This is a genomic window from Chitinophaga chungangae (assembly GCF_017742215.1).
In the GTDB taxonomy this organism is placed as follows: domain Bacteria; phylum Bacteroidota; class Bacteroidia; order Chitinophagales; family Chitinophagaceae; genus Chitinophaga; species Chitinophaga chungangae.
In genome coordinates this window covers 60,276-83,841 of record NZ_JAGHKP010000006.1, presented here as the reverse complement: position 1 = coordinate 83,841, position 23,566 = coordinate 60,276, and the positions used below count along the sequence as shown (strand labels likewise).

Below are 23,566 nucleotides of genomic sequence, written 5' to 3'. Positions count from 1 at the left end.
TGTCAACTAAAATAAAAAGCCGGCGCAGCATTGCCCCGGCTTTACTTTTTTTATTCCAGTGAACCATTAATTCCCTTTCGCCATGCGGGTTTCCCGCTCCCGGGGCGGCGCCACGTCCAGCCACACCAGCTTCACGCCCTTCCTGTTTTCCTGCGTGCGTTTCAGCGTTACCAGCCTGCGTTTTTCCGCATCGTAATCGGCTATCGAAAACATCGCCACCTGCCGCTCTTCCAGCGTAAAAACCAAATCGCGCTCCGGGATCGTTTCTTCCCCGCGCAGTTCGTAAAAATACCCGTAACAGTTGCTCACGTCCCTGATGGCGGCCTGTTTACCGCGCTCCAGCTGTTTATGTTTTTCGTCGAGATCGTTGATGAGAATGTATCCGGGGATGTAGGTGAAAAATTTGTACCGGTCTTCCCAGTTCAGCTTCTCCTGCACATTCTCGCGGTTCTTCACATAAAACGGTCTCATGATCACGCCCTGGTTGATCTGCCGTTTGGGCACCATCCAGCTGTTCATCTCTTTGCCTTCCGCATTGAAGTCCACCACGGCCACGTTCGCCAGCACGGTACTGATCACGGTGGGAATGTTGTTCATCATCCGCACGTGATTGTCCAGCTCCTCGAACACGATGGCATACGAGCCGTCTTCCTTGATGAAAATATTCTGCGGCACGCCCGCATATTCTTCCTTCGGCCCGAACACTTCGATGCTTTTGCGGTTCACTTTATCGAGGTAGATCTCGCGCGGGTAAGACACGTTCATGCTGTGCAGCTTCACGGTGGCGAGATAAGTGCTGGTCTTCTGCGATTTTTTATCGTCTTCCTTCACTGCCTGCATCAGCAAAAGCTGGTCGGTATAAGGGTTGTATTTGATGAAGCCGCCTACCGTGTTTACGCCTTCCGGGAATTTCAGGTCGTGGAAGGTGAAGAAGATCCTGCCTTTGTCGAGCGTAGCGAGTTTTAGCACGGTACTGTCTTTCAGCTCCGGCGTTTTGTATTCTTCCATGCCGAGTATGCATAATTGCTCTTCGCCGATCACCGCCATATCCCAGTACCGGAACGGCTGGTCCTGATTGAAATTCTTAAAACGCGCGCGGCTGATCTCGCGGTGGCCCGCACCGTAATGCACGATCTGGTAACCGCCGTCGGTTTCCTCATCGGTGTTGAAATACATCCACACGGCATAACTCTCCGACCATGGGTCTTTGATCACTAAAAAATCGGAAGCCGTGCTCACTTTCCTTTTGCGCAGGTTGATCTTGTCCGGCTCGGAGATCACACTGTCTTCCTGCAGCTGCCCGGTAACCCCGCTGATGGTGAGGCGCCGCATCCGCGGATGTTTCAGCTCGCGGTCGCTGATAAACAGGGCCGCGTCGCCGCCCGCTTCGAATGCCGCGTCGAGATGACCGCCTTTGAAAGAAGCCCAATTAACAACCGGCGGCAAAGTATCCACCCTGCGGTGCGCCGAATCGAACAATTGTATCGCCAGGCCGTCGCGGCTGGTGTAATGGAGGAACAGCGTGTTGCCGTTCTTCAGCTGAAGGATGCGGGCAGAACCGTCCTCCGGCTCGCGGAACGCCTGGCTTTCGGCTATGGTAGTGAACTGTGCGTGCGCAGGAATTGCGAACCACGCCAGCAGGCACAGGATAGCGGTTTTTCTCATCGGTTTCATAGGATAGGTGCATGTAAATATACGCAATATTTACTATATATCTTTCCGGCGATAAAAAAGCCTTCCCGTTGAGCGGGAAGGCTAATTATGAGAGAAAAGGGACACCTACATCCCTTTCTGCAGTTTCAGATTCTTTAACATATCCGCCGTCATTTTCTGAAGGTCGAATTCGGGTTTCCAGCCCCAGTGTTTCGCAGCCAGTTCGTCGTCGATGCTTTGCGGCCATCCATCTGCGATCTGCTGGCGGTAGTCCGGCTCGTAGCTGATGGTGAACGTGGGAATATGTTCTTTGATGGCGGCGGAGATCTCTTTCGGGGAGAAACTCATGGCGGAAAGATTGTATGCGGAGCGTACCCCGATGCGCGCGCTTTCCGCTTCCATCAGCTCGATGGTGGCGCGGATGGCGTCGGGCATGTACATCATGGGCAGGTAAGTGTCTTCTTTCAGGAAACATTTGTAGGAACCTTCTTCGAGCGCGTCGTGGTAGATCTCCACGGCGTAATCGGTGGTGCCGCCGCCCGGGGCCGATTTGTAGCTGATAAGGCCGGGGTATCGCAGGCTGCGCACGTCGATGCCGTAGCGGGTGTTGTAATATTCGCACCAGCGCTCTCCGGCGAATTTGCTGATGCCGTAAATGGTGGTGGGCTCTATCACGGTGTGCTGCGGCGTTTCCCGCTTGGGGCTGTCTGGCCCGAACACGGCGATGGAGCTGGGCCAGTAGATTTTGTCGAGGCCTTCTTCCTTTGCGATGTCCAGCACATTGAGCAGGCTGGCCATGTTGATATGCCATGCCAGCAGCGGGTTCTTTTCGCCGGTAGCGCTCAGGATGGCGGCCAGGAGATAGATCTGGGTGATGTTGTGACGGATCACCAGCACGTGCAGCATTTCTTTGTTCATCACGTCGAGGGAAACGTACGGGCCGGTGCCTTTCAGCAGCTCATGTTCTTCGCGGAGGTCAGACGCCACCACGTTGCCGTCGCCATACATTTTCCGCAGGGCGAGGGTCAGTTCCACGCCTATTTGTCCGCATGCGCCAATTACCAGTATCTTATCTTTCTTCATATGGAGGTTATATAGATTTGTGCCCAAATTTAATTTCAACCCGCAATATTACCCGAATTGCCATTCCAAACAATGACAATACAATAACAATTTGCGGCCGCGGGTGTTCTGATTCGTAACCTGCTCATCAGCCTTAACCGGAAATAAGCTAATTTTGCGCCATGCCGCCCAAAAAGGGCGCATTCAACAAACAAAAAACTCATTCTCAATAGGCGGCGCCGTGAGGCGTTGCCATGAAAAGGCAAACCATATGACGAAGACATTAAAAGCACTGTTCAAGGAACAATACAATCCCGAAAACTTTTTCCTGATCGCGGGCCCCTGTGTGATCGAAGACGAGGATCTGGTGATGGGCGTGGCGGAGAAAGTTTCCGCCATCTGCAAAAGGCTGGGCATTCCTTATGTGTTCAAAGCATCGTACCGCAAGGCGAACCGCACCAGCATCAATTCTTTCACCGGCATCGGCGACGTGGAAGGGCTAGACCTGCTGCAAAAAGTCGGGCAAACCTTTAACCTTCCCGTTACCTCCGACATTCATTCCGCCGCAGAAGCCGCCATGGCGGCCGCTTTTGTGGACGTGCTGCAGATCCCTGCGTTTCTTTGCCGGCAAACGGACATCCTGCAGGCGGCGGCGGATACCGGCAAATTCGTGAACGTTAAAAAAGGACAGTTCCTCAGCGGCGAATCCATGAAATTTGCCGTCGAAAAAATACAGCAGGCTGGCAACCAGCACGTATTGCTTACGGAAAGAGGCACCACTTTCGGGTACCAGGACCTGGTGGTGGATTACCGCAATATTCCCATCATGAAAGGTCATGGCGTGCCCGTGGTGATGGATTGCACGCACTCGCTGCAGCAGCCCAACCAGCCCGGCGGCATTACCGGTGGTAACCCGAAAATGATCGGCACCATCGCCAAAGCAGCGATCGCGACCGGGGCGGACGGCCTGTTCATCGAAACCCACCCGGACCCTTCCTGCGCAAAGTCCGACGGCGCCAACATGCTCCGCCTCGACCTGCTGGAACCCTTGCTGGAAGAGCTGGTGCGCCTCCGGGAAGTGGTGGTGAAACACTAAAAAAAACTTTGTTCATAACAAGGCAGAGCCGTGAATGGTTCTGCCTTTTTTGCTTTTAAATGTTGCGGATTTCCATTAAATTCATGCTACACAAAAACATAGCACCATGATTAATTTGCACCAATTAAAAGCAGGTGATATCGTATTGGCAAAGTTTGAAGAACAATTGTCCGAAGGCAAGGTGCTGGAGCTCGATCTTCCGGCAAACCAGGCATGTGTACTCAACCAGGCGGACCAGGAAAACTGGTATGGCCCGGAAGACCTCTTCCCGATTCCGCTGACGGACGAGCAGCTGGTAAAGCTGAAATTCAAAAAATCGGACGAGGCGCCGGTCAACAGCGGCGGCCAGGCATGGGTGCGCGGGCCTTTCACCGTGGTGATGCCCGACGGGGCGGACCCTCACACCATCCTCCACTACCGCGACGAAACCCGCAACATCGCCGGCAGCCTGATGGTGCACGAACTGCAGAATCACTACCAGGGCATGACGCTCTTTCATCTCGAATAAAGGCATAAAAAAAGCCCCGAGCATTTCGGGGCTTTTTTACCTACCGGGTGTTTATCTCTCTCACTTCTGTAAACGGACCGTATCGATGGTAGTTACCTGGCCAAGGTTAACGGTCACCCCATCCTTCACATATTTTTTAAACAAAGTATCTACCGGAATGTAGTGCAGCGAATAAGTGCCCGCATCGATCCCGCGGATAGAATAACCGCCCGCGGAAGTATAGGTGCTGGCGATGGTATCTGTACCCTGGATCGCCAATACGGCGGTTTGCACGGAATCAGGCAATACAAATCCTTTGATGTTGCCGCCTACGGCGGTCAAAACGGTGCGGATCACCGGTTTCAGGATATATTTCCCGCTATTGCCGGCCTCTACGATAGATTTGGCAACGTCAAAATCGAGCGTAAGCTTGTTGATGATACCACCTACAACAGCCTGATGAATATTCAGCTTCAAGCCGGACTGCTGCGCGCTGGGAGTGGTTAACATCAGCTTTTCGCCCCTGTTGGTAATAATGTAGTTGTTGTCTCCCAAAACCAGCCGTAACTGGCCCAGTTTACCGGAGGGGATCTGGGCGTCGGCCAGCACGGTGTCTTTGTCGTTCACCAGGTCGAGCAGGTTGTACATTCCCGCCTGTACGCCGGGCAGTGGTGCCCAGTTCTGGTCGTCGGCTTCGGTCATATTGAAGCGGATCTCTTTTACGTCGATCCAGACTTCCTTATAATCTCCCGGATCATCGGTTAAAGCGATCTGAAGGCGGGCGGTTTCGGAGCCTTTGCTCCCGTTGGTGTCGCAGGATGAAAATGCGACGAGGCTGCCGAGCACCAGCGTGCCGAGGGCCAGGTTTTTCAATCTTGATGTTGTCATATACTTGATTATGGTTATCACAATTGCGTTACGCGCACAGTTGTTGGACAACCATTATCAGGGAAAGTTTAAAGGGGGTGTTAAAAAATTTCCGGAAAATTCAGCTTAGAGATAACGCAGCGGGTTACGGCGTGCGTTCATGATATAATGTTTGATATTCATCCAGAAAGCCAGGATCATATATACGATCAGCGGGGAGCCCATTGTCAGAAAAGTGGCATAAATAAAGAATATCCGGATCCTTGAGGTAGCGATCCCCAGCTTATTGCCGAGGGCCGCACAAACACCAAAGGCCTTCCATTCCACAAAATCTTTGAGCTTGTTCATATTGGTCAATGAATTTGTCCATCCGGGGCATAAATGCCCTGCTTCATATATCAAATTTATTCCAATTCTGGCTAAATAACAAAACAAATCTCTCTTTTGTGGCTCATGCTTAACTTTAAAAACTTTACGAAAATGATTAACTTCGCCGTGCAATTTTTAACGTAATAGTTCTTAAATTATTTATTTCCATGGTGTTTGATATTGACATGATTAAAAAATTGTATGCGGCACTGCCGGGTAAAGTGGAAGCTACCCGCAAACTTTTAGGTCGCCCGCTTACACTGGCTGAAAAGATCTTATATGCTCACCTGTACGCTCCTACCACCACTTCGTTCGAAAGAGGCAAATCTTATGTGGAATTTGCCCCGGACCGTGTAGCCATGCAGGATGCAACCGCGCAGATGGCCCTGCTGCAATTCATGACCTGCGGTCGTTCTTCCGTTGCCGTGCCCTCCACCGTTCACTGCGATCACCTGATCCAGGCGAAAACGGGCGCCGTGCAGGACCTGGCCACCGCTATCGACACCAACAAGGAAGTTTACGATTTTCTCGCTTCAATCTCCGATAAATACGGCATCGGTTTCTGGAAGCCCGGCGCCGGCATCATTCACCAGGTAGTGCTGGAAAACTACGCGTTCCCCGGCGGCCTGATGATCGGTACCGATTCCCACACCCCCAATGCGGGCGGCCTCGGCATGCTCGCCATCGGCGTAGGCGGTGCGGATGCGGTAGACGTAATGGCCGGCCTGGCATGGGAACTGAAAATGCCCAAGCTGATCGGCGTAAAACTCACCGGCAAGCTCAGCGGCTGGGCTTCCGCTAAAGACGTGATCCTCCGCGTTGCCGGCGTGCTCACCGTAAAAGGCGGCACCGGCTGCATCGTGGAATACTTCGGCGAAGGGGCAGACAGCCTCAGCGCTACCGGTAAAGGCACGATCTGCAACATGGGCGCAGAGATCGGCGCTACCTGCTCCGTTTTTGCGTACGATACCAAAATGAGCGATTACCTGAAGATCACCAGCCGCGCGGAAGTGGCTGCACTGGCAGACGGCGTGCGCGAACATCTCCGCCCTGACGAAGCCGTGTACAACGATCCCGCCAAGTTCTACGACCAGGTGATCGAGATCAACCTCGACGAACTGGAGCCTTATGTGAACGGTCCTTTCACGCCGGACCTGGCATGGCCCATCTCCAAATTCGCGCAGGCGGTGAAGGAAAACAACTGGCCCGAAAAGCTGGAAGTAGCCCTGATCGGCTCCTGCACCAACTCTTCCTACGAAGACATCAGCCGTTCTGCCTCCCTGGCAAAACAGGCCATCGATAAAAACCTGAAAGTTCAGTCTGAATTCACCATCACCCCCGGCTCCGAACTGGTGCGTTACACCATCGAAAGAGACGGCCTGCTGAATACTTTCGACCAGATCGGCGGCGTTGTGCTGGCCAACGCCTGCGGCCCCTGCATCGGCCAATGGGCGCGCCACATCGACGATCCGACCCGCAAAAACTCCATCATCACGTCTTTCAACCGCAACTTCGCCAAACGTAACGACGGCCTCGCCTCTACCCACGCGTTCGTTGCTTCTCCCGAAATCGTGACCGCACTGGCTATCGCGGGCAGCCTGTCTTTCAACCCCCTCACCGACACCCTGAAAAACAAGGACGGTCAGGACGTGAAACTCGACGAGCCCACCGGCTTCGAGCTTCCTCCCAAAGGTTTCGACGTGAAAGACGCCGGTTACCAGGCCCCTGCTGAAGACGGCAGCGGCGTACAGGTGATCGTTTCCCCCACTTCAGACCGCCTCCAGCTGCTGGAAGCGTTCAAAGCATGGGAAGGCACCGATCTGAAAGGCCTCAAACTGCTTATCAAAGCAAAAGGCAAGTGCACCACCGACCACATCTCCATGGCAGGCCCCTGGCTGAAATACCGCGGCCACCTGGACAATATCTCCAACAACATGCTCATTGGCGCGGTAAACGCGTTCAACGACAAAACGGATACCGTTAAAAACGAACTGACCGGCGAATACGGCGCGGTTCCCGCCACACAGCGCGCTTACAAAGCCGCAGGCATCGGTTCAGTGGTAGTGGGCGACGAAAACTACGGCGAAGGTTCCAGCCGCGAGCATGCAGCCATGGAGCCCCGTCACCTCGGCGTTCGCGCGATACTGGTGAAATCTTTCGCACGTATCCACGAAACCAACCTGAAAAAACAGGGCATGCTGGCGCTTACGTTCAACGATAAGGAAGATTACGAAAAGATCCAGGAAGACGACAACATCGACATCCTCGGCCTTACCGAATTTACTCCCGGCAAACCGCTCACCGTGGTGCTGAACCACAAAGACGGCACGCAGGACGCTATCACCGTAAACCACACCTACAACGAACAACAGATTGAGTGGTTCAAGGCAGGTGGCGCGCTGAACGTGATCCGCGCACAGTTCGCAGCCGCGAAAAACAACTAAGCTACCAGCTGATCATAAAATGAAGAAGGCGTCCCGACGGGGACGCCTTCTTCATTTTATCTCTTTCCGGAAATCTTGCTTATTTCCAGGTCTTTTCGCCTTTTTTCATTTTCTCCAGCGTAGCCATCAGCTCCGCGTTGTTTTTAGACAGTTTTACGGCCTTTTCCTGTACGGCAATGGCTTCGTCTTTTTTGCCGAGTTTATAGAGGATATTGGCGTAAGTGTCCATGAACATAGGTTCGTCGCCATTTGCCAGGGAACGTTTGCTCCATTCCAGCGCCTCGGTCAAGCAGTTCATATCAGGGCAATTCTCGAATACCGTCCAGGCAAACTGGTTCAGCATTTGCGGGTTTACGTCCGCGCCGTATTTTTTCATATAGGCCACTACATTAACCTGGAAGGTAGCCCAGTCTTTGGTCATCATGCTGTAACGCACTTTGCCCATGGTTACCAGTTCATCGGCATATTCCGGGTATTTTTCTTTCAGGCTTTTTTCAATAGCGGCCCAATCGGCTGTTGCGCCCGGGCGCATGATCTTTGAATAGATCTCTTCACCGGCGGCGATCGCTTTTACTTTAGCGGCAGCTTTGCCTTTTCCAAGCGCTGCGTCCACTTTTTTACCTTCTTTCAGGAAGATGGGAAAGCCGGGATCTTTACTGGAGTTGGTGAATTTATCCAGGAATTTGATATTCTCCGGGGTGGTGAGGTCTTTTTGTGTGGCCAGGTATTCGCCGGCTATTTTGGTGGCATTCGCTTTATCATACACGTCCATGGCGTTCATAGCCATTACACGCAAGTCTTCCGGCTTGCTTTTGCCTTCTTTGTACTTGGCCAGCTGTGCGTAATACTGTGTAGCGGGATTAAAAGCTTTCTCCGATTTCGCGATAAATTCAGCGGCTTCGCCGCCGCCTACCACGCGGTGAACGATCTTGCCGTCCGGTGAAAAATAAAGGAAGGTCGGGTAGGCGTTGATGCTGTACTCTTTCGCGATCTTGTCCGCATCGGCGTACCAGTTCTTCACATGTTCGTTATCACCGGCGGTTTTGTCCATTTGTACCTTTACGCTGATGAACTTTCCGTTGAAGAACTTGCCCATTTCCTCCTGCGGGAACACCTGCTCTGTCATGTATTTACAGGGGCCGCACCAGGTGGTAAAACAGTCTACAAAAACGTATTTATTTTCGGCTTTGGCTTTCGCCATCACCTGCTCCCAGCTGAGCTCTTTTTCGAAATGCACGCCCTGCGCAAAGGAAAATGCAGGCAGCATCAGCAGCATGAATAGTAATTTTTTCATCGGTTTGTGTTTTTGACTTTTAATGATCGTGTAATGGTTGAAATGCTAAGATAAAGTAATAACCAATGCCGGGGCTTACCGTCTATCCAAACTCCGGGGCGGTTGCTGTTATTTGCGGTATTTGTCCAGTTTCACTGCGATAGCCCTGCGGTTGCACACAAGGAAAATCAATTTATAACAAATTTTTAACCCTGCTCTGGCCCATTATTTGCAAATTTTAATAGGGAATAATTCACCATTTTCATTGTTTAACCATGCGCACCGATGAGATCAAAACATACTGGATGCTGCTTTCCGACCGTAACACAGCAGATGCCGACACCTCCCTGCAGGCCATCGACAGGATCATCCGCCAATACAGCGCCAGCGGACGGCATTACCACAACTTGGAGCACCTCAGCGACCTCATCTGTTTCCAACAGCGATACGCGCCGATGATCATGGACAACGACAGCATGGCCTACGCCATTTATTTTCATGATTTTATCTATAAAGTCACCCGGAAAGACAATGAGCAGAAAAGCGCGGAGGAAGCCGCCGCTTATCTTGCCAAAATCGGTTACCCGGACGATAAGATACAGAAGGTCTACCGTTTTATCATGGCCACGGCCGGCCATCAAAATCCCATCGCCGATCCCGACCTTGATTTCCTCCTCGACTTCGACCTGCACATCCTTGGCGCGCAGCCCGAGCGGTACGACGCCTACACGAAACAGGTACGGAAAGAATACGACATCTACCCCGGCTTCATGTACCGCCGCGGCCGGAAAAGGGTGCTGCAGCATTTCCTCGCGCAGCAGGACATTTACCATACCGCTGCGTTCCGCGAGAAATATGAATTAAAAGCAAGGGAAAATCTCGAAAGGGAGCTGGAATCGCTGTAGGGTCACCGGCCGAAGATCGCCGGCAGCAACGTCTTTTTCAACGTAAAACGTTTAACCAGGCTTACGCGGATGTTGCCCGTACCGAAGGTCTGGTTGGTTTTGGAAACGGGCGTGGAGCCGCGCGTGCCCATATCCGTATAATGCAGCCCGAAATAATATTCACTGGAATTGTATCCCGCGGCGAAACGTACGTTATTGTTCAGTTGCCAGCCAAATCCCTCGTCCCGGGGGCGGCCGTCGCTGAAGCGGAACACGGTGCGGTTGGCGCCTGCGCTCAGGGTAAGCGAAGCGGTCACGAAAAAGTGTTTGGCGATCACGAGCGTATAGGCGTACCCGGCGTTTACGGCGGCGCTCAGCTGAGAAGTACGGGTGAAGGGAAGACCGTTGTAAAACCCGTCCTGCAGGGCTTCCGCGGGTACCAGCGACGAATCGCCGCGCATTTCCCATACCAATACTTCGCCCCCCGCGATGAAAGAACCGGCGCTTTTTTTCTGGTATTCGTTCTGCATAAAAGCGGCCCGGTAAGAAAAACGTTCGTCGTTGAAAATATACTGTACGGTAAGACCGAGATCGCGGTTGATGATATCCGGCCGGAAAGAAACCGCTTTTTGCGCAATGCTGTTGCTGATCCTCCGCCCGGTTTCGGCGCGGTAAAATCCTTCGTAATACTGGCCGTAAAAGTCCGCGACGAATTTGCGCAGGTAAAGGTGGGCCTGGAGGTCAAGGAATTTGGTATCGCCGTATTTATGATCGTCGTCGTTAATGAAAGGAAGATTAAAGGCGAAATTCACGCCGAGCCATTTGTAATTGAAGCCGAAACCCACGTTGTTATTGGCGTTGGGGCGGTATTGCACCACTTCGTTGATATTGTTGTCCCGCATGTTCCAATAGGTGTATTTGCGGGAGCCGAGCAGCCGCACGGTGAGGTCGTTCGTATGATCTTCCACGTAATTGCTGTCGTTTTCCGTGGCAAGCCATTTAAACGCGCGCCCGTCCTGGGCGTCCGCACCGCCTGCGCAGCACAACATCATGATGGATGCAATAACGGGTAACTTCATAAACAGTCTGTAGGTAACCTAAATATACGATCAGTCCGGCAATTCGATCACTTCAAGGTTTTTGATATCACCATCGAGCAGGTCGAAGCGTACGAGCGTTTTTACTTTGTGCCAGCCCTGCTTTCCACAGGCCCCGGGATTTATATGTAACAATTGTAGTGCCGGATCGGGGATTACTTTCAGAATGTGGGAATGCCCTGCTATGAAGAGTTTCGGGCGTTTCTGCGCGATGTGCGGTTTGATCCCGGGCGTATACCTGGGAGGATATCCCCCAATGTGTGTCATCCATACCTTAACGCCCTGGCAGATAAAAAGCGCGTGCTCGGGGTACCTGGCGCGCAGTTCATGCCCGTCTATATTGCCATACACGGCCCTGAAGGGTTTAAACGCCTCCAGCTGGTCCGCCAGTTCGATGCTGCCGATATCGCCTGCATGCCATATCTGGTCTACATTCTCAAAATAATGGAACACTTTCGGATGCAGGTATCCGTGTGTGTCAGACATCAAACCGATCTTCATCCTGCGAATGTAGAAAACTATCTTGTAAAATAATTCATCACGATCTCGAACACCAGCGAGGCCGCCAGCTTTGCGGTGCGCTGGTCCTGGTCGAGGGAAGGGTTCAGCTCGGCAATGTCCGTCCCCGCCAGTTTGCCGCTGCGCAGCACGGTCCTGAAGCAGTCCAGGAACAGCGCGTCGGGTACAAGACCGTTGTAGGCCGTGGCGCTTACGCCGGGGGCATGCGGGGCCGCAAATACGTCGAGGCAGGTGGTGAGGTAAATATGATCGGTACGCTGGATAAATGCCTGGATGGCGCCGATGAGCTGGTCGTGGTACTTCTGCTGGAAAAGCGAAGCGGGCAGGTGATCTGCGCCGAATTGTTCCGCCGTTTCGAACAATTTCGGCGTATTGCTGTGCTGTTGGATGCCGAGGGCGAGGTAATGAAAGGGCATTTTCGCGGCCTGGCGGTCCTGCGCTATCTGCCAGAAGCCGGTGCCTGAGCTGGCGCCGTGCTCATCCGGCTCGCGTAAGTCAAAATGCGCGTCGAAATTGATGATGCCGGTTTGCGCCTGTTCCCCGAAAAATTGCCGGATGCCTTTTTCGTGACCGTAGGTAATTTCGTGGCCGCCGCCGAAAAGCACGGGCATGTAACCCGCTTCCAGTATATGGTTCACCGTTGCGGCGAGCGCGTCCTGGGCCATTTCAAGCTGGTGGCCTTCACAGGCGATAGTGCCCGCATCGGCCAGTACATGCCCGCTGAAATGAACGGGAAAATTCGAACAGGCTTTCCTCAACGCAACCGGCCCTTCCACAGCGCCCGTTCTTCCTTTGTTGCGGCGCACGCCTTCATCGGAAGCGAAGCCGAGAAAGGCGATGCCTTTCTGCCCGGAAGCCAGCGCAGGCAAAGGCCGGCGTTCGAGGTTTACAGGCTGTATTACCTGGTGCCAGCGCAGCAAGCCCGGCTCCTGCCCGTCTACCCTGCCCTGCCAGCCGTCTGTGGCGGGCGGTTGATAACATACCAGTGTCATGTTGTTCGATTTAGCCGTTTTCTATGTACACAATGTTATACCTGCTCCCCGTCTTTCCACACCATCGCCGGTTTCATCCGCCCCTGGTAATAAAGGATGTCGCGGTAATCGCGGCAGGGATATGCCTGCAGGTCGGCGCCCGCACGGGTAATGCCCAACGCTTTGTCCGCCCTGAAGGTAAGCCCCGCCAGCACTTCGGCGGTAGATAATTTTTCCGCCGCGCTCATCACCGCCGCCTGCATCAGCAGGTCGCCCATGGGCGCGGAACCGGGGTTCCAGTCGCTGGCAATGGCCAGGCAGGCGCCCGCATCGAGCAGCTTGCGCGCCGGGGCGTAATGCATGCCCAGCCCAAGCGATGCGCCCGGCAAAACAACCGCGACAGTATCAGATGATGCCAGTTTTCGTATATCCTGATCCGTGGAAGCTTCGAGGTGGTCGGCAGACAGTGCGCCTGCGTCTACCGCAACGCCCGAGCCGCCGCTGCTGAATTGATCCGCATGTACGGTAACGCCGAAACCCATTGCTGCGGTCTTTTCCAGGAAAAACCTGGCATCGGCAGGAGAGAAAGCAGTTTCTTCAATAAAAACATCCACCCTTTCACACAAATGTTCTTCCCGCACCGCCGGCAACAATTCACTGAGAATCCAATGCAGGTAAGCCTTTTCGTCGCCACTAAAATCGCGCGGGCAGATGTGCGCCGCCAGGCAGGTGGGCACCAGCGCGGCTTTCGTGTACAATCCCGCCTGGCGGATGGCGCGCAGCATGGTCAGTTCCGATTCGAGGTTCAGGCCGTAACCGCTTTTTACTTCGATGGTAGTAACACCGTCTTTCAAATGCCTGTTAGCCCGCGCCACGGTATTTTCCGTCAGCTCAGTGATGGCCGCTTCGCGGGTTTTGGCCACGGAATCCCAGATGCCGCCGCCCGCGCGGGCGATGTCCAAATAAGATTTCCCCGCGATGCGCATGGCGTAATCGCGGCTGCGGTTGCCGGCGAAACAGATATGCGTATGGCAGTCCGTAAACGCGGGCAGCAGCACCAGCGGCTCGTCCATGAACTCCACTTCCGCTGTGGGATATTGTTTGCGCAGCGCTTCAAAACTGCCGTAGGTCAACAGTTTCCCGTTTTCCACCACCACGCCCGCGTCCGCCGCAACATGCAGCATTTCATCCTGCAGCGTGCCTTTCAGCGGAAGTTCCGACAGTGGCAACGCCTGTACGAATGGGCCCATGAGTTTCATAAGCTTGTTTGTTTCATTGTGAAATTTACAATCCCATCCCGAATTGCTCCCGCACTTCGATCGCTTTTTCGTAACCGGCATCGGCATGACGGAAGATGCCCATCGCGGGATCGTTGTAAAGCACCCGTTGCAGGCAGGCCGCGGCGCGGTCTGTGCCGTCTGCCAGCACCACCATGCCCGCGTGTTGGGAATACCCCATGCCAACGCCGCCACCGTGATGGAAAGACACCCAGGTGGCGCCGCCCGCCGTGTTGCTCATGAGGTTCAGCAAGGTCCAGTCAGACACTGCATCGGAGCCGTCTTTCATCGCTTCCGTTTCCCTGTTCGGCGAAGCCACCGAACCACAGTCGAGGTGATCGCGGCCGATCACGATGGGCGCTTTAACCTTGCCGCTGCGCACCAGTTCGTTGAAGATCAGCCCCGCCTTTTCCCTTTCGCCCATGCCCAGCCAGCAGATGCGCGCGGGCAGGCCCTGGAAGGCCACGCGTTCCTGCGCTTTCAGCAGCCAGTTGTGCAGCGGTTTGTTGTCGGGGAATGCTTCCATCAGCGCCCGGTCTGTTGTATAAATATCTTCCGGGTCGCCCGAAAGCGCCACCCACCTGAAAGGCCCTTTGCCTTCGCAGAACAGCGGGCGGATATACGCGGGCGTGAAGCCCGGGAAATCGAATGCGTTCATTTCTCCTCCTTCGCGCGCGAACTCCCGCAGGTTGTTGCCGTAATCGAAAGTAACGGCGCCACGCTTTTGCATGTCCAGCATAAACCCTACATGCCGCGCCATGCTTTTGAGTGAATGCGTTTTGTATTTCGCGGGATCGTTTTTGCGTAAGAGCGCCGCTTCTTCCAGGCTGAAACCGTTCGGCACATAACCGTTCACCGGGTCGTGCGCGGAAGTCTGATCGGTGAGGATGTGGGGGATGATATTGTCGCGCAGTAATTTTTCGAGCATATCGCCCGCGTCGCTCACGAGGCCTATAGAGATCGCTTCGCCTTTGGCCTGCGCTTCTTTCGCCCATTGCACGGCTTCTTCGTAAGAATGCGTCATGCGGTCGAGGTAACGCGTGTCGATACGTTTCTGCAGGCGCGCGGGGTCAACGTCCGCCCCCAGGAACACCGCGCCCGCCATGGTGGCCGCCAGCGGCTGCGCGCCGCCCATGCCGCCGATGCCCGCGGTTACCAGCAGTTTGCCCGCCAGGTTGCCGTTGAAATGCTGCCGGCCGCATTCCACAAAGGTTTCGTAAGTGCCCTGCAAAATGCCCTGCGTGCCGATGTAGATCCAGCTGCCGGCGGTCATTTGCCCGTACATCATCAGCCCTTTCGCGCGCAGTTCGTTGAAATGCTCCCAGGTGGCCCATTTCGGCACGAGGTTGCTGTTGGCCAGCAGCACGCGCGGCGCCTGTGGATGCGTGCGCACCACGCCTACCGGTTTGCCGGATTGTACGAGCAGGGAATGTTCTTCATCAAGCGTGAGCAGGCTGTTGATGATCTGCCGCAATGCTTCGCGGTTGCGCGCCGCCTGGCCGATGCCGCCGTATACCACCAGCTCGTCCGGGTTTTCGGCTACTTCATGATCGAGATTGTTGAGCAGCATGCGCAGCGGCGCTTCGGTCTGCCAGCTGCGCGCGTGCAGCTGCGTGCCGCGCGGGGCCCTGTAATGCGGGTGCGCCGCATACGTATCAAGAAAGCCGGAATTGTTCTTCATAAATACCGTTTAGATCGATTTGGTGAATGGCGGCGGCTTCGTTGGCCGCGCGCACGAATGACTGGTCTGCGATAATCTGATGCAACGCCTGGATGTCGATGGCGAAGATGCGGTCTTTTTTGGCGAAGCTCACGCGGCCGCGCACGAACTGGTGACAAGCCTCCAGCACCGGAGCGGATTGCAGCGGCCTTCTGAAATCTATCGCCTGCGCGGCATACAGCAGTTCGATGGCGAGAATGTATTCGAGGTTGCCGATCACCTGCAGCAGCTTGCGCCCGCTGATGGAGCCCATGGACACATGGTCTTCCTGCCCGAGCGAAGTAGGCACGCTGTCTGCGCTGGCGGGGAAACACAAGGTTTTGTTTTCCGTTACCAGCGCGGCGGTGGTGTATTGCGGGATCATAAAACCGGAGTTGAGGCCGGCGTCTTCGATGAGCAGTTTCGGCAGGCCGAAGCGCCCTTCGATCATCATGTAACAACGGCGGTCGGAAATATTTCCCAGCTCGGCGGCCGCGACGGTGGCGTAATCCAGCGGAAGGGCGAGCGGCTGGCCATGGAAATTGCCGCCGCTGATGGTGTCTTCTTCTGAGAAAATGATCGGGTTATCGGTCACCGCGTTCAGCTCGATGGAAGTGAGGTCCAGCAAATGTTTCCACGCGGTGCGCGAAGCGCCGTGCACTTGCGGGATGCAACGCAGGGAATACGGGTCCTGCACGCGGCCGCAGTCCGCATGCGAAGCCATGATCTCGGAACCTTTCAGCAATGCGTCGAGGCGTTGGGCTACCAGCTGGTTGCCCGCGTAAGGCCTGATGGCGTGCAACCGCGGGTCGAAAGGTTTGGCGGTGCCCATGAGCCCTTCGAGCGACAGCGCGCCGATGATATCCGCGGCTTCCAATGCGTTGTGCAATCTTGCCAGGGCGGTAACCGCGAAGGAAAGAATGAACTGCGTGCCGTTGATCAGCGCCAGCCCTTCTTTGGGGCCGAGCACCACCGGCTGTTTATTTTCCTGCCGCAGCACTTCGGCCATGGGCGTAACGCGGCCCCTGTAATACACTTCTCCCAAACCGATCAGCGGCAGGAAGAGGTGCGACAGCGGGGCGAGATCGCCCGAGGCGCCTACGCTTCCTTTCTCCGGCACCAGCGGCGTAATGCGCTCTTCGATATGCCAGAGGATACGTTCCAGCGTGGCGGGATTGACGCCGGAAAAACCCTGCGCCAGCGCCTGCACTTTGGTGATCAGCATCAGCCGGGCCACGTCTTCGGGAATAGGCGCGCCCACCCCAACGCTGTGGCTTTGAAGAATGTTGTATTGCAGCGCCCGCGTATCTTCTTCCGATATTTTGGTGTCGCACAAAGGCCCGAAGCCTGTGTTGACGCCATACACGGTCCTGTGCTCCTGTACGATGGCCTGCACATTGGCATGACTGGCGCGGATCTTTTCCATCACGGCGGGGGAAATTTCCCCGCGGATGCGCCCTGCCGCTATATCCAGGGCGACGGTAACGGTAAGGCGGTGCTCGCCGTAATTGAATACCTGGCTCATGAATCGATTGTTTTGGTGTGGGGCATGGCGCGGAGGATGCGGCCGGACAGCGGATCGTTTTCCACCGCCCGTTCCAGCGCGCCGATTGCTTCGAGTATTTTACTGCTTGGTTTGTTTTCCGTAACGAGCGTTTCCATGGCCGCTTCGATGCCTTTCCAGACCGGCAGCACTTCCTGCAGCAGGTCGCCGCCTTTTTTGGTGAACATCACCCATTGGCGGCGGCCGTCTTCTTCGCAACGCGTGGTTTTTACCAGCCCTTTCTTTTTGAGATTGGTGATCAGCTGGCTGACGGCGGAATGGGACACTTCCAGCTCGGTGGCGATGTCCATCAACGTAAGCTGCCGTTTATCGGAAAGCAGGTAAAACAGCGGGAACCAGCTGGCGTCGAAGGCAATGCCGGCCTGTGCGTACACTTTGTTGACCTCGGCGAGGAAGTATTCGCTGAGCCGCCGGAGACGGCTGCCGAAGATCAGGTAACCCAGTTTGGGATAGAAGCTCATGTAAAATTATATAAGTGCTTATATATTTTACAATATTAAGAAATCCGGCAGATACCACCGGATTTTTCAGGAATTATTTTTTCTTGACATCGAACCAGACTTCGGACTTGTCTTCCACGTCCCCATTGTAGTTGATGGAGAGTTCTTCGCCCTTCCGGATATCCCTGCGGGTTTTGATGGCCATGGTTTCGGCATCGAAATCCATTTCATACTCGCAGTTGGGCTCGTACGCGTGATTGTAGATGGAACAAAAGCCGAGCGCGATGCAGGAGCGGGTTTCCCTCACGCCCCAGAGAAAGATGTAGTTGTGCAGTTTGGTTTTGTCCACGATCCCGGTGTCGGAATTTGACAGGACCAGCACGGGTGATACTTCGATGAGCGTGCCAGCGGGAATGGGCTCTTTGGTAAATACACCGCGACCTTTTTCTTTGGTCTTCTGAATATACAAGTACGGCTTGATCATAATCTCACGTGATGAATAGAGGACGTAAAATAACACTAATACCGCCAGTTATCAAAATAACGATGAATGATATTATTTTTGCGGGTATGATCAACTATAACCCGCGCGAATGGTTCACCTTTATTTTTCGCATCCATAAGGCAGATACTGTTAAAAAACTGGCCCCAATGTTCTGCGCCATAGCGGTTTATTCCGCCGGCATCGCCTGGCTGGAGCTGGAAGTGTTCAAACTTTCGGAGAAGGACCATATCCGGAACATCACAGCCATGCACGGGTTGCTGGGCTTCGTGATATCGCTGCTGCTCGTGTTCCGCACCAATACGGCTTACGACCGCTGGTGGGAAGGCCGCCGGCAATGGGGGCTGCTGGTGAACAACTGCCGTAACCTCGCCATGAAGCTGGAAGCCATGCTTCCTGCCGGTCACCCCGCAGCCGCCTTTTTCCGCACCATGATACCGAACTATGCATTTGCTATGAAAGACCATCTTCGCGGCGAGCATCATCCATCCAAACTGGAAAACATGAGCGCCGAAGACCTGGAGAAAATGGGCAGCGGCATTCATGTGCCCAACTATCTCGCCACGCTGATGTTTAAAAAAGCCAACGAGCTGTACCGCCAACAGGTCATCTCCGGCGAACAACTGATCGTGCTCAACACGCAGCTGGATTCATTTACAGACATCGTGGGCGCCTGCGAGCGGATCAAAAACACACCTATCCCCTTCTCCTACAGCGTATTCCTCAAAAAATTCATTTTCTTTTACGTGATGACGCTGCCGATGGGTTATGTATTCGGCCTGGGTTACCTCGTAGTGCCCATGGTGGTGTTCATCTTTTACGTGCTGGCCAGCCTCGAGCTGATCGCCGAAGAGATCGAAGACCCTTTCGGGAAAGACGCGAACGACCTCCCCACCGAGACCATCAGCACCAATATCCGCAAGCACGTACAGGAGATACTGTAATTGTATATTTTCGTCCAAGAGAGAGTTTATGGAAAACACCGCATTACTGGAAAGATTTGAACAGTTGCTCAAAGAGCAGGACTACCGGGAGCTAAAAACGTTGCTGGACGACCAGCTCATTACAGATATTGCGGAACTGATCTATGAACTGCCGGACGATGCGGTCGAGATCATCGACCATCTTACGCTCGGCCGCGCTGCCGCGGCTTTCAGGATACTCGAGTTTCCCACCCAGGAAGACATCATCCGCGCCCTGCCCGCGCCCAAAATAGCGGAACTGCTCAACGAGCTGCCGCCGGACGACCGTACCGCTTTCCTCGAAGAACTGCCCAGCCAGGCCGTTCAGGAGCTGATCAAACTGCTGCACCCCGATGAAAGGAAAGTGACCCTTTCCCTGCTCGGGTACAAGGAAAACAGCGTAGGCCGCATCATGACGCCGGACTACATCGCCGCGAAAGCGCACTGGACCGTGGCGCAGGTGCTCAACCACATCCGCATGTACGGCCGCGATTCCGAAACCATCGACGTGATCTACATTATTGACGACGAAGGCAAACTGCTGGACGATTTCCGTATCCGCGAGTTCCTGCTCGTATCGCAGGACACGATGGTGAAAACCCTGATGGACGACCGTTTTGTAGCATTGCAGGTCAACGACGACCAGGAAGAAGCCATCCAGGTGTTCAGGCTCGAAAACCGTGTGGCCCTGCCCGTAACCGACGACAATGGCGTGATGCTCGGTATCGTGACCATCGACGACATCCTTTGGATCGCCAATGAAGAACATACGGAAGACATCCAGAAAATAGGCGGTACCGAAGCGCTAGACGAACCGTACCTGGACATGCCGCTGCTGCGCCTTATCAAAAAACGAGTGGGCTGGCTCGTGATCCTGTTCATCGGCGAAATGCTCACCGCCTCCGTGATGACCTATTTCGAGGACGAGATCGCCAAAGCCGTGGTGCTCGCGCTTTTCATCCCGCTCATTATTTCCAGCGGCGGCAACAGCGGCTCGCAGGCTTCCACCCTCATTATCCAGGCGATGGCGCTGGGCGAGCTGACCATCGCGGACTGGTGGCGGGTGATGCGCAGGGAACTACTCTCGGGCATCATGCTGGGCAGCGTGCTCGGGCTGATCGGGTTTATCCGCATTCTTGTCTGGAATTCATTTTTTCATACCTATGGCGACCATACCATCCTGATCGGGCTTACGCTCGGGGTGTCGCTGATCGGCGTGGTGCTGTGGGGCACGCTTTCGGGCTCCATGCTGCCGCTGCTGCTGAAACGCGCTGGCGCCGACCCGGCCAGTTCCTCCGCGCCCTTCGTGGCCACGCTGGTAGACGTTACGGGTTTGCTGATCTATTTCACCGTGGCGTACATTTTCCTGAAAGGCATTCTTCTTTAATATCTTTTTTCCATCAGCACCGACTTTTGCACACCTTTATGTACAATAAAAAGATTGCCGTAATCCTTGTCGGGGATCGAATCGGTTTTGGGTTTGACGTTCAGGCTTCTAAGCAGCGGGATGAGCGTGTTGCTGTGGCCGATCACGAGGATGCGTTTGCCCCAGTCTCCCCGGCGGCTGATCTCGTACAGCAGCGATTCGCCGGTTGAATCCGGCTGATAGAACGCAATGTCCACTTTCCCGAGCACCCGCAGCGAATCGCCCGTTTCCACGGTGCGTTTAAAAGGAGTGGTGTAAATGCGGCTGATGGACGAATCTTTCAGCAGGCGGTAGAGTTTCCCCGCGCGCAGCCTCCCCTCTTTCGTAAGCGTGGAATCGCGGCCCGGGTTTTTCTCGGCATGCCGCACCAAAAAGAAAGTGCCCGTCAGGAACGTGCTGTCTTCCGCCACCGGCACCGCTTTCCGCTCGGCGCCCCGCTGCTGCCCGCAGGCGGCCATCATGCCCGCCAGCATCATGCCGGCTATCATTTTACGCATCATCGTGCAGGGTTGTTTGTTATCTTGTGACATCAAATTAGAAAAAATTATTCATTATCAACCTGTATGAGGAAACTAATATTGCTGCCGGCCGCTATTCTCCTGTTTTCCGCCGCCTGTGCCCAGCAGCTGACCATTGAAAAGATCATGCGCGACCCGAAATGGATCGGCACTTCACCGGACAACCTGTTTTGGGGAGCGGACGGCAAAACCGTTTATTTTTCCTGGAACCCTGAAAAGGCGCCCGCTGATTCGCTGTACAGCATTACCCTCACCGCGCAAACGCCCCGCAAAACGTTGCCCGCGGAACGCCAGCACATCCAGGTGATGGCGAACGCCGATTATAACACCGCGCGCACGCAGATGGTATACACCTGGCAGGGAGACGTGTTTCTCCGCGACCTGGCCAGCGGCAAAGAAACCCGCATCACCCACACGTCAGACCTGGAAAGCGGCGCCGGGTTCGGCTTTCACGACAGCCGCATTCTCTTCCGCCGCAACCGCAATATTTACAGCTGGGAAATACAGACCGGCGTCACCGAACAGCTCACCGATTTCGTGAACGGTTCCAAACCCGCCCCACGCACGGAACATCTGGGCGCGCAGGACAAATACCTGAAAGACCAGCAGCAGGAACTGTTCGAGGTGCTCAAAGAAAAAAAAGCAAAAACCGACGCCGCCACGGCGTTTAATAATAGTCTTCCCAAAACGGAACAGCTGCGCAGTCTTTACCTGGACGACCGCTCGCTCAGCGACGCCCGCGTAAGCCCGGACGGGCGCTTCGTCGTATACCGCGTATTCCGTGAGGCCGGTCCCAGCCGGGGCGCCATGGTGCCTAACTTCGTGACGGAAAGCGGTTTCACGGGCGAACTGCGCACCAATGCCAAAGTAGGCACGCCGCAGCCATCGTTCGAATCGTATGTGTTCGACCGGTTAAAAGACACCGTACTCGCGGTCAAAACGTCTGCCATTCCCGGTATTAACGACAAACCCGATTATGTGAAAGATTACCCGGGGAGGGACACCGTGAAAAAAACGCGCGGCGTGATCATCAACGGCCCGTACTGGTCGGAAAAAGGCACGAACGCCATCGTGCAGATCCGTTCGCAGGACAATAAAGACCGCTGGATCATGCTGCTGGACGCGGCCACCGGCGCGCTCAAACCGCTCGACCGCCAGCGCGACGAAGCCTGGGTGGGCGGGCCCGGCATCAACTGGGGCAGCCTGGGATGGATAGACGAAAACACCTGCTGGTTCCAGAGCGAAGCCACGGGTTATTCGCACCTTTATACTTTTAACGTAAACACCCGCCAGAAAAAAGCGCTCACACAGGGGAATTACGAAGTACAGGAAGCCGGGCTGTCGCGGGACAAACAATATTTCTACATTACCACCAACGAAGTGCATCCCGGTGAAAAACAGTTTTACCGTTTGCCGGTTGTCGGCGGCAAGGCAGAGCGTATCACGGCCATGACCGGCGCGCATACCGTAAGCCTTTCCCCCGACGAAAAATGGATCGCCTACCGTTATTCCGCATCCAACAAACCCTGGGAAATGTATCTCCAGGAAAACAAACCCGGCGCAAAACCCGTACAGATCACGAACCTGGCGATGACGGACGAGTTTAAAGCGTATCCCTGGCGCGAGGCGAACGTGGTTACCTTCAAAGCCCGCGACAACCAAATGGTGCACGCGCGGCTTTACACGCCCGGGGCTGCCCAACGCAATGGGGCCGCAGTGATATTCGTGCATGGCGCGGGTTACCTGCAAAACGCGCATAAATGGTGGAGCCAGTATTACCGTGAATACATGTTCCACAACCTGCTTGCCGACCTCGGATACACCGTGCTGGACATCGATTACCGCGGCAGCGCGGGTTACGGCAGGGATTGGCGCACGGGCATTTATCGCCACATGGGCGGCAAAGACCTTACCGACCAGGTAGACGGCGCGCGTTTCCTCGCGCAGCAGCATGGCGTGGACCCCAAGCGCATCGGCATTTACGGCGGCAGCTACGGCGGTTTCATCACGCTCATGGCCCTGTTCACCACGCCAGACGATTTCGCGGCGGGCGCTGCCTTGCGGTCCGTTACAGACTGGGCGCATTACAATCACGGGTATACCTCCAACATCCTCAACGAACCGTATACAGACAGCATCGCGTTCCGCCGCTCCTCCCCGATCTATTTTGCGGAAGGGCTGAAAGGTCATTTGCTGATGTGCCACGGGATGGTAGACACCAACGTGCATTTCCAGGACATTGTGCGGCTGTCGCAGCGGCTTATCGAGCTGGGTAAAAACAACTGGGAACTGGCGGTGTACCCGGTGGAAGATCATGGTTTTACGGAGCCCGCCAGCTGGACAGACGAATACAAACGCATTCTCAAGCTTTTCGACGGCGTGCTGCTGAAACATTAGTTATTTCCCGGTTCCTCCAAAATACCCGCGTTGCAGTGCTTTCCGGCACTGCAACGCTT

General features: G+C 54.8%; 21 protein-coding genes. 7 read left to right on the top strand and 14 right to left on the bottom strand.

Going from position 1 to position 23,566, the window contains the following annotated elements; genetic code table 11:
* Positions 1 to 66: 66 nt before the first annotated feature.
* Together J7I43_RS24455 and J7I43_RS24450 are read right to left on the bottom strand one after the other, a co-directional pair.
* The gene (locus tag J7I43_RS24455; protein WP_209148656.1) at positions 67 to 1,674 is read right to left on the bottom strand and encodes a hypothetical protein; all 1,608 of its coding nucleotides are present in this window, start codon (positions 1,672 to 1,674) and stop codon (positions 67 to 69) included.
* 105 nt (positions 1,675 to 1,779) lie between these two features.
* The gene (locus J7I43_RS24450) at positions 1,780 to 2,736 is read right to left on the bottom strand and encodes an NAD-dependent epimerase/dehydratase family protein (protein ID WP_209148654.1); all 957 of its coding nucleotides are present in this window, start codon (positions 2,734 to 2,736) and stop codon (positions 1,780 to 1,782) included.
* A gap of 250 nt (positions 2,737 to 2,986) precedes the next feature.
* On the opposite strand from J7I43_RS24450, the gene kdsA reads away from it, so the two are divergent.
* Entirely contained in the window at positions 2,987 to 3,811 is an 825-nt protein-coding gene (kdsA, locus tag J7I43_RS24445; protein ID WP_209148653.1) for a 3-deoxy-8-phosphooctulonate synthase, read from the top strand.
* Positions 3,812 to 3,917: 106 nt separating this feature from the next.
* Positions 3,918 to 4,319, top strand: coding sequence for a hypothetical protein (locus J7I43_RS24440; protein ID WP_209148651.1), 402 nt, complete (start codon positions 3,918 to 3,920; stop codon positions 4,317 to 4,319).
* Positions 4,320 to 4,379: 60 nt separating this feature from the next.
* On the opposite strand, the gene J7I43_RS24435 is transcribed toward J7I43_RS24440, so the two are convergent.
* Both J7I43_RS24435 and J7I43_RS24430 read right to left on the bottom strand, forming a co-directional pair.
* Complete coding sequence (locus tag J7I43_RS24435) at positions 4,380 to 5,186, bottom strand: DUF4382 domain-containing protein (RefSeq protein ID WP_209148649.1); 807 nt, start codon at positions 5,184 to 5,186, stop codon at positions 4,380 to 4,382.
* Between the two features lie 105 nt (positions 5,187 to 5,291).
* A complete protein-coding gene (locus tag J7I43_RS24430) occupies positions 5,292 to 5,513 on the bottom strand; it encodes a PspC domain-containing protein (RefSeq protein ID WP_209148647.1) in 222 nt (73 codons plus the stop codon).
* Between the two features lie 188 nt (positions 5,514 to 5,701).
* Between J7I43_RS24430 and J7I43_RS24425 the strand changes: the two genes are divergently transcribed.
* On the top strand, positions 5,702 to 7,978 hold the full coding sequence (locus J7I43_RS24425) for an aconitate hydratase (protein ID WP_209148645.1): 2,277 nt from the start codon (positions 5,702 to 5,704) through the stop codon (positions 7,976 to 7,978).
* A 79-nt stretch (positions 7,979 to 8,057) separates the two neighbouring features.
* Here J7I43_RS24425 and J7I43_RS24420 read toward each other — a convergent pair whose 3' ends face one another.
* The gene (locus J7I43_RS24420; RefSeq protein ID WP_209148643.1) at positions 8,058 to 9,272 is read right to left on the bottom strand and encodes a thioredoxin family protein; all 1,215 of its coding nucleotides are present in this window, start codon (positions 9,270 to 9,272) and stop codon (positions 8,058 to 8,060) included.
* 254 nt (positions 9,273 to 9,526) lie between these two features.
* Between J7I43_RS24420 and J7I43_RS24415 the strand changes: the two genes are divergently transcribed.
* Positions 9,527 to 10,156, top strand: coding sequence for an HD domain-containing protein (locus J7I43_RS24415; RefSeq protein WP_209148642.1), 630 nt, complete (start codon positions 9,527 to 9,529; stop codon positions 10,154 to 10,156).
* A 2-nt stretch (positions 10,157 to 10,158) separates the two neighbouring features.
* On the opposite strand, the gene J7I43_RS24410 is transcribed toward J7I43_RS24415, so the two are convergent.
* The 8 genes from J7I43_RS24410 to J7I43_RS24375 form a co-directional block, all read right to left on the bottom strand.
* Positions 10,159 to 11,214, bottom strand: coding sequence for a DUF4421 domain-containing protein (locus J7I43_RS24410; protein WP_209148640.1), 1,056 nt, complete (start codon positions 11,212 to 11,214; stop codon positions 10,159 to 10,161).
* Positions 11,215 to 11,244: 30 nt separating this feature from the next.
* The gene (locus J7I43_RS24405; RefSeq protein WP_209148638.1) at positions 11,245 to 11,733 is read right to left on the bottom strand and encodes a metallophosphoesterase family protein; all 489 of its coding nucleotides are present in this window, start codon (positions 11,731 to 11,733) and stop codon (positions 11,245 to 11,247) included.
* 17 nt (positions 11,734 to 11,750) lie between these two features.
* On the bottom strand, positions 11,751 to 12,743 hold the full coding sequence (hutG, locus tag J7I43_RS24400) for a formimidoylglutamase (protein WP_209148637.1): 993 nt from the start codon (positions 12,741 to 12,743) through the stop codon (positions 11,751 to 11,753).
* Between the two features lie 35 nt (positions 12,744 to 12,778).
* Complete coding sequence (gene hutI, locus J7I43_RS24395) at positions 12,779 to 13,981, bottom strand: imidazolonepropionase (protein ID WP_209148635.1); 1,203 nt, start codon at positions 13,979 to 13,981, stop codon at positions 12,779 to 12,781.
* Positions 13,982 to 14,006: 25 nt separating this feature from the next.
* The gene (gene hutU, locus J7I43_RS24390) at positions 14,007 to 15,680 is read right to left on the bottom strand and encodes a urocanate hydratase (protein ID WP_209148633.1); all 1,674 of its coding nucleotides are present in this window, start codon (positions 15,678 to 15,680) and stop codon (positions 14,007 to 14,009) included.
* On the bottom strand, positions 15,655 to 17,223 hold the full coding sequence (gene hutH, locus J7I43_RS24385) for a histidine ammonia-lyase (protein WP_209148631.1): 1,569 nt from the start codon (positions 17,221 to 17,223) through the stop codon (positions 15,655 to 15,657). Before hutH ends, hutU begins: the two co-directional genes overlap by 26 nt.
* The gene (locus tag J7I43_RS24380; protein ID WP_209148629.1) at positions 17,220 to 17,723 is read right to left on the bottom strand and encodes a MarR family winged helix-turn-helix transcriptional regulator; all 504 of its coding nucleotides are present in this window, start codon (positions 17,721 to 17,723) and stop codon (positions 17,220 to 17,222) included. Before J7I43_RS24380 ends, hutH begins: the two co-directional genes overlap by 4 nt.
* Before the next feature lie 73 nt (positions 17,724 to 17,796).
* Entirely contained in the window at positions 17,797 to 18,186 is a 390-nt protein-coding gene (locus J7I43_RS24375) for an SET domain-containing protein (RefSeq protein ID WP_209148627.1), read from the bottom strand.
* 86 nt (positions 18,187 to 18,272) lie between these two features.
* On the opposite strand from J7I43_RS24375, the gene J7I43_RS24370 reads away from it, so the two are divergent.
* Both J7I43_RS24370 and mgtE read left to right on the top strand, forming a co-directional pair.
* Positions 18,273 to 19,148: a bestrophin family protein gene (locus tag J7I43_RS24370; protein WP_209148624.1), complete on the top strand. Its 876-nt coding sequence runs from the start codon at positions 18,273 to 18,275 to the stop codon at positions 19,146 to 19,148.
* A 28-nt stretch (positions 19,149 to 19,176) separates the two neighbouring features.
* Positions 19,177 to 20,553, top strand: coding sequence for a magnesium transporter (gene mgtE, locus J7I43_RS24365; protein WP_209148622.1), 1,377 nt, complete (start codon positions 19,177 to 19,179; stop codon positions 20,551 to 20,553).
* On the opposite strand, the gene J7I43_RS24360 is transcribed toward mgtE, so the two are convergent.
* Entirely contained in the window at positions 20,550 to 21,122 is a 573-nt protein-coding gene (locus J7I43_RS24360; protein ID WP_209148620.1) for a histidine phosphatase family protein, read from the bottom strand. The two genes, mgtE and J7I43_RS24360, sit on opposite strands and share 4 nt — an antisense overlap.
* A gap of 33 nt (positions 21,123 to 21,155) precedes the next feature.
* On the opposite strand from J7I43_RS24360, the gene J7I43_RS24355 reads away from it, so the two are divergent.
* Positions 21,156 to 23,507, top strand: a complete 2,352-nt coding sequence (locus J7I43_RS24355; RefSeq protein WP_209148619.1) for a S9 family peptidase — start codon at positions 21,156 to 21,158, stop codon at positions 23,505 to 23,507.
* The last annotated feature ends 59 nt before the right edge of the window (positions 23,508 to 23,566 follow it).

Coding starts and splice junctions, on each gene's coding strand:
- J7I43_RS24455 (WP_209148656.1), bottom strand. CDS start 1,674: ATGAAACCGATGAGAAAAACCGCTATCCTGTGCCTGCTGGCGTGGTTC.
- J7I43_RS24450 (WP_209148654.1), bottom strand. CDS start 2,736: ATGAAGAAAGATAAGATACTGGTAATTGGCGCATGCGGACAAATAGGC.
- kdsA (WP_209148653.1), top strand. CDS start 2,987: ATGACGAAGACATTAAAAGCACTGTTCAAGGAACAATACAATCCCGAA.
- J7I43_RS24440 (WP_209148651.1), top strand. CDS start 3,918: ATGATTAATTTGCACCAATTAAAAGCAGGTGATATCGTATTGGCAAAG.
- J7I43_RS24435 (WP_209148649.1), bottom strand. CDS start 5,186: ATGACAACATCAAGATTGAAAAACCTGGCCCTCGGCACGCTGGTGCTC.
- J7I43_RS24430 (WP_209148647.1), bottom strand. CDS start 5,513: ATGAACAAGCTCAAAGATTTTGTGGAATGGAAGGCCTTTGGTGTTTGT.
- J7I43_RS24425 (WP_209148645.1), top strand. CDS start 5,702: ATGGTGTTTGATATTGACATGATTAAAAAATTGTATGCGGCACTGCCG.
- J7I43_RS24420 (WP_209148643.1), bottom strand. CDS start 9,272: ATGAAAAAATTACTATTCATGCTGCTGATGCTGCCTGCATTTTCCTTT.
- J7I43_RS24415 (WP_209148642.1), top strand. CDS start 9,527: ATGCGCACCGATGAGATCAAAACATACTGGATGCTGCTTTCCGACCGT.
- J7I43_RS24410 (WP_209148640.1), bottom strand. CDS start 11,214: ATGAAGTTACCCGTTATTGCATCCATCATGATGTTGTGCTGCGCAGGC.
- J7I43_RS24405 (WP_209148638.1), bottom strand. CDS start 11,733: ATGAAGATCGGTTTGATGTCTGACACACACGGATACCTGCATCCGAAA.
- hutG (WP_209148637.1), bottom strand. CDS start 12,743: ATGACACTGGTATGTTATCAACCGCCCGCCACAGACGGCTGGCAGGGC.
- hutI (WP_209148635.1), bottom strand. CDS start 13,981: ATGAAACTCATGGGCCCATTCGTACAGGCGTTGCCACTGTCGGAACTT.
- hutU (WP_209148633.1), bottom strand. CDS start 15,680: ATGAAGAACAATTCCGGCTTTCTTGATACGTATGCGGCGCACCCGCAT.
- hutH (WP_209148631.1), bottom strand. CDS start 17,223: ATGAGCCAGGTATTCAATTACGGCGAGCACCGCCTTACCGTTACCGTC.
- J7I43_RS24380 (WP_209148629.1), bottom strand. CDS start 17,723: ATGAGCTTCTATCCCAAACTGGGTTACCTGATCTTCGGCAGCCGTCTC.
- J7I43_RS24375 (WP_209148627.1), bottom strand. CDS start 18,186: ATGATCAAGCCGTACTTGTATATTCAGAAGACCAAAGAAAAAGGTCGC.
- J7I43_RS24370 (WP_209148624.1), top strand. CDS start 18,273: ATGATCAACTATAACCCGCGCGAATGGTTCACCTTTATTTTTCGCATC.
- mgtE (WP_209148622.1), top strand. CDS start 19,177: ATGGAAAACACCGCATTACTGGAAAGATTTGAACAGTTGCTCAAAGAG.
- J7I43_RS24360 (WP_209148620.1), bottom strand. CDS start 21,122: ATGTCACAAGATAACAAACAACCCTGCACGATGATGCGTAAAATGATA.
- J7I43_RS24355 (WP_209148619.1), top strand. CDS start 21,156: ATGAGGAAACTAATATTGCTGCCGGCCGCTATTCTCCTGTTTTCCGCC.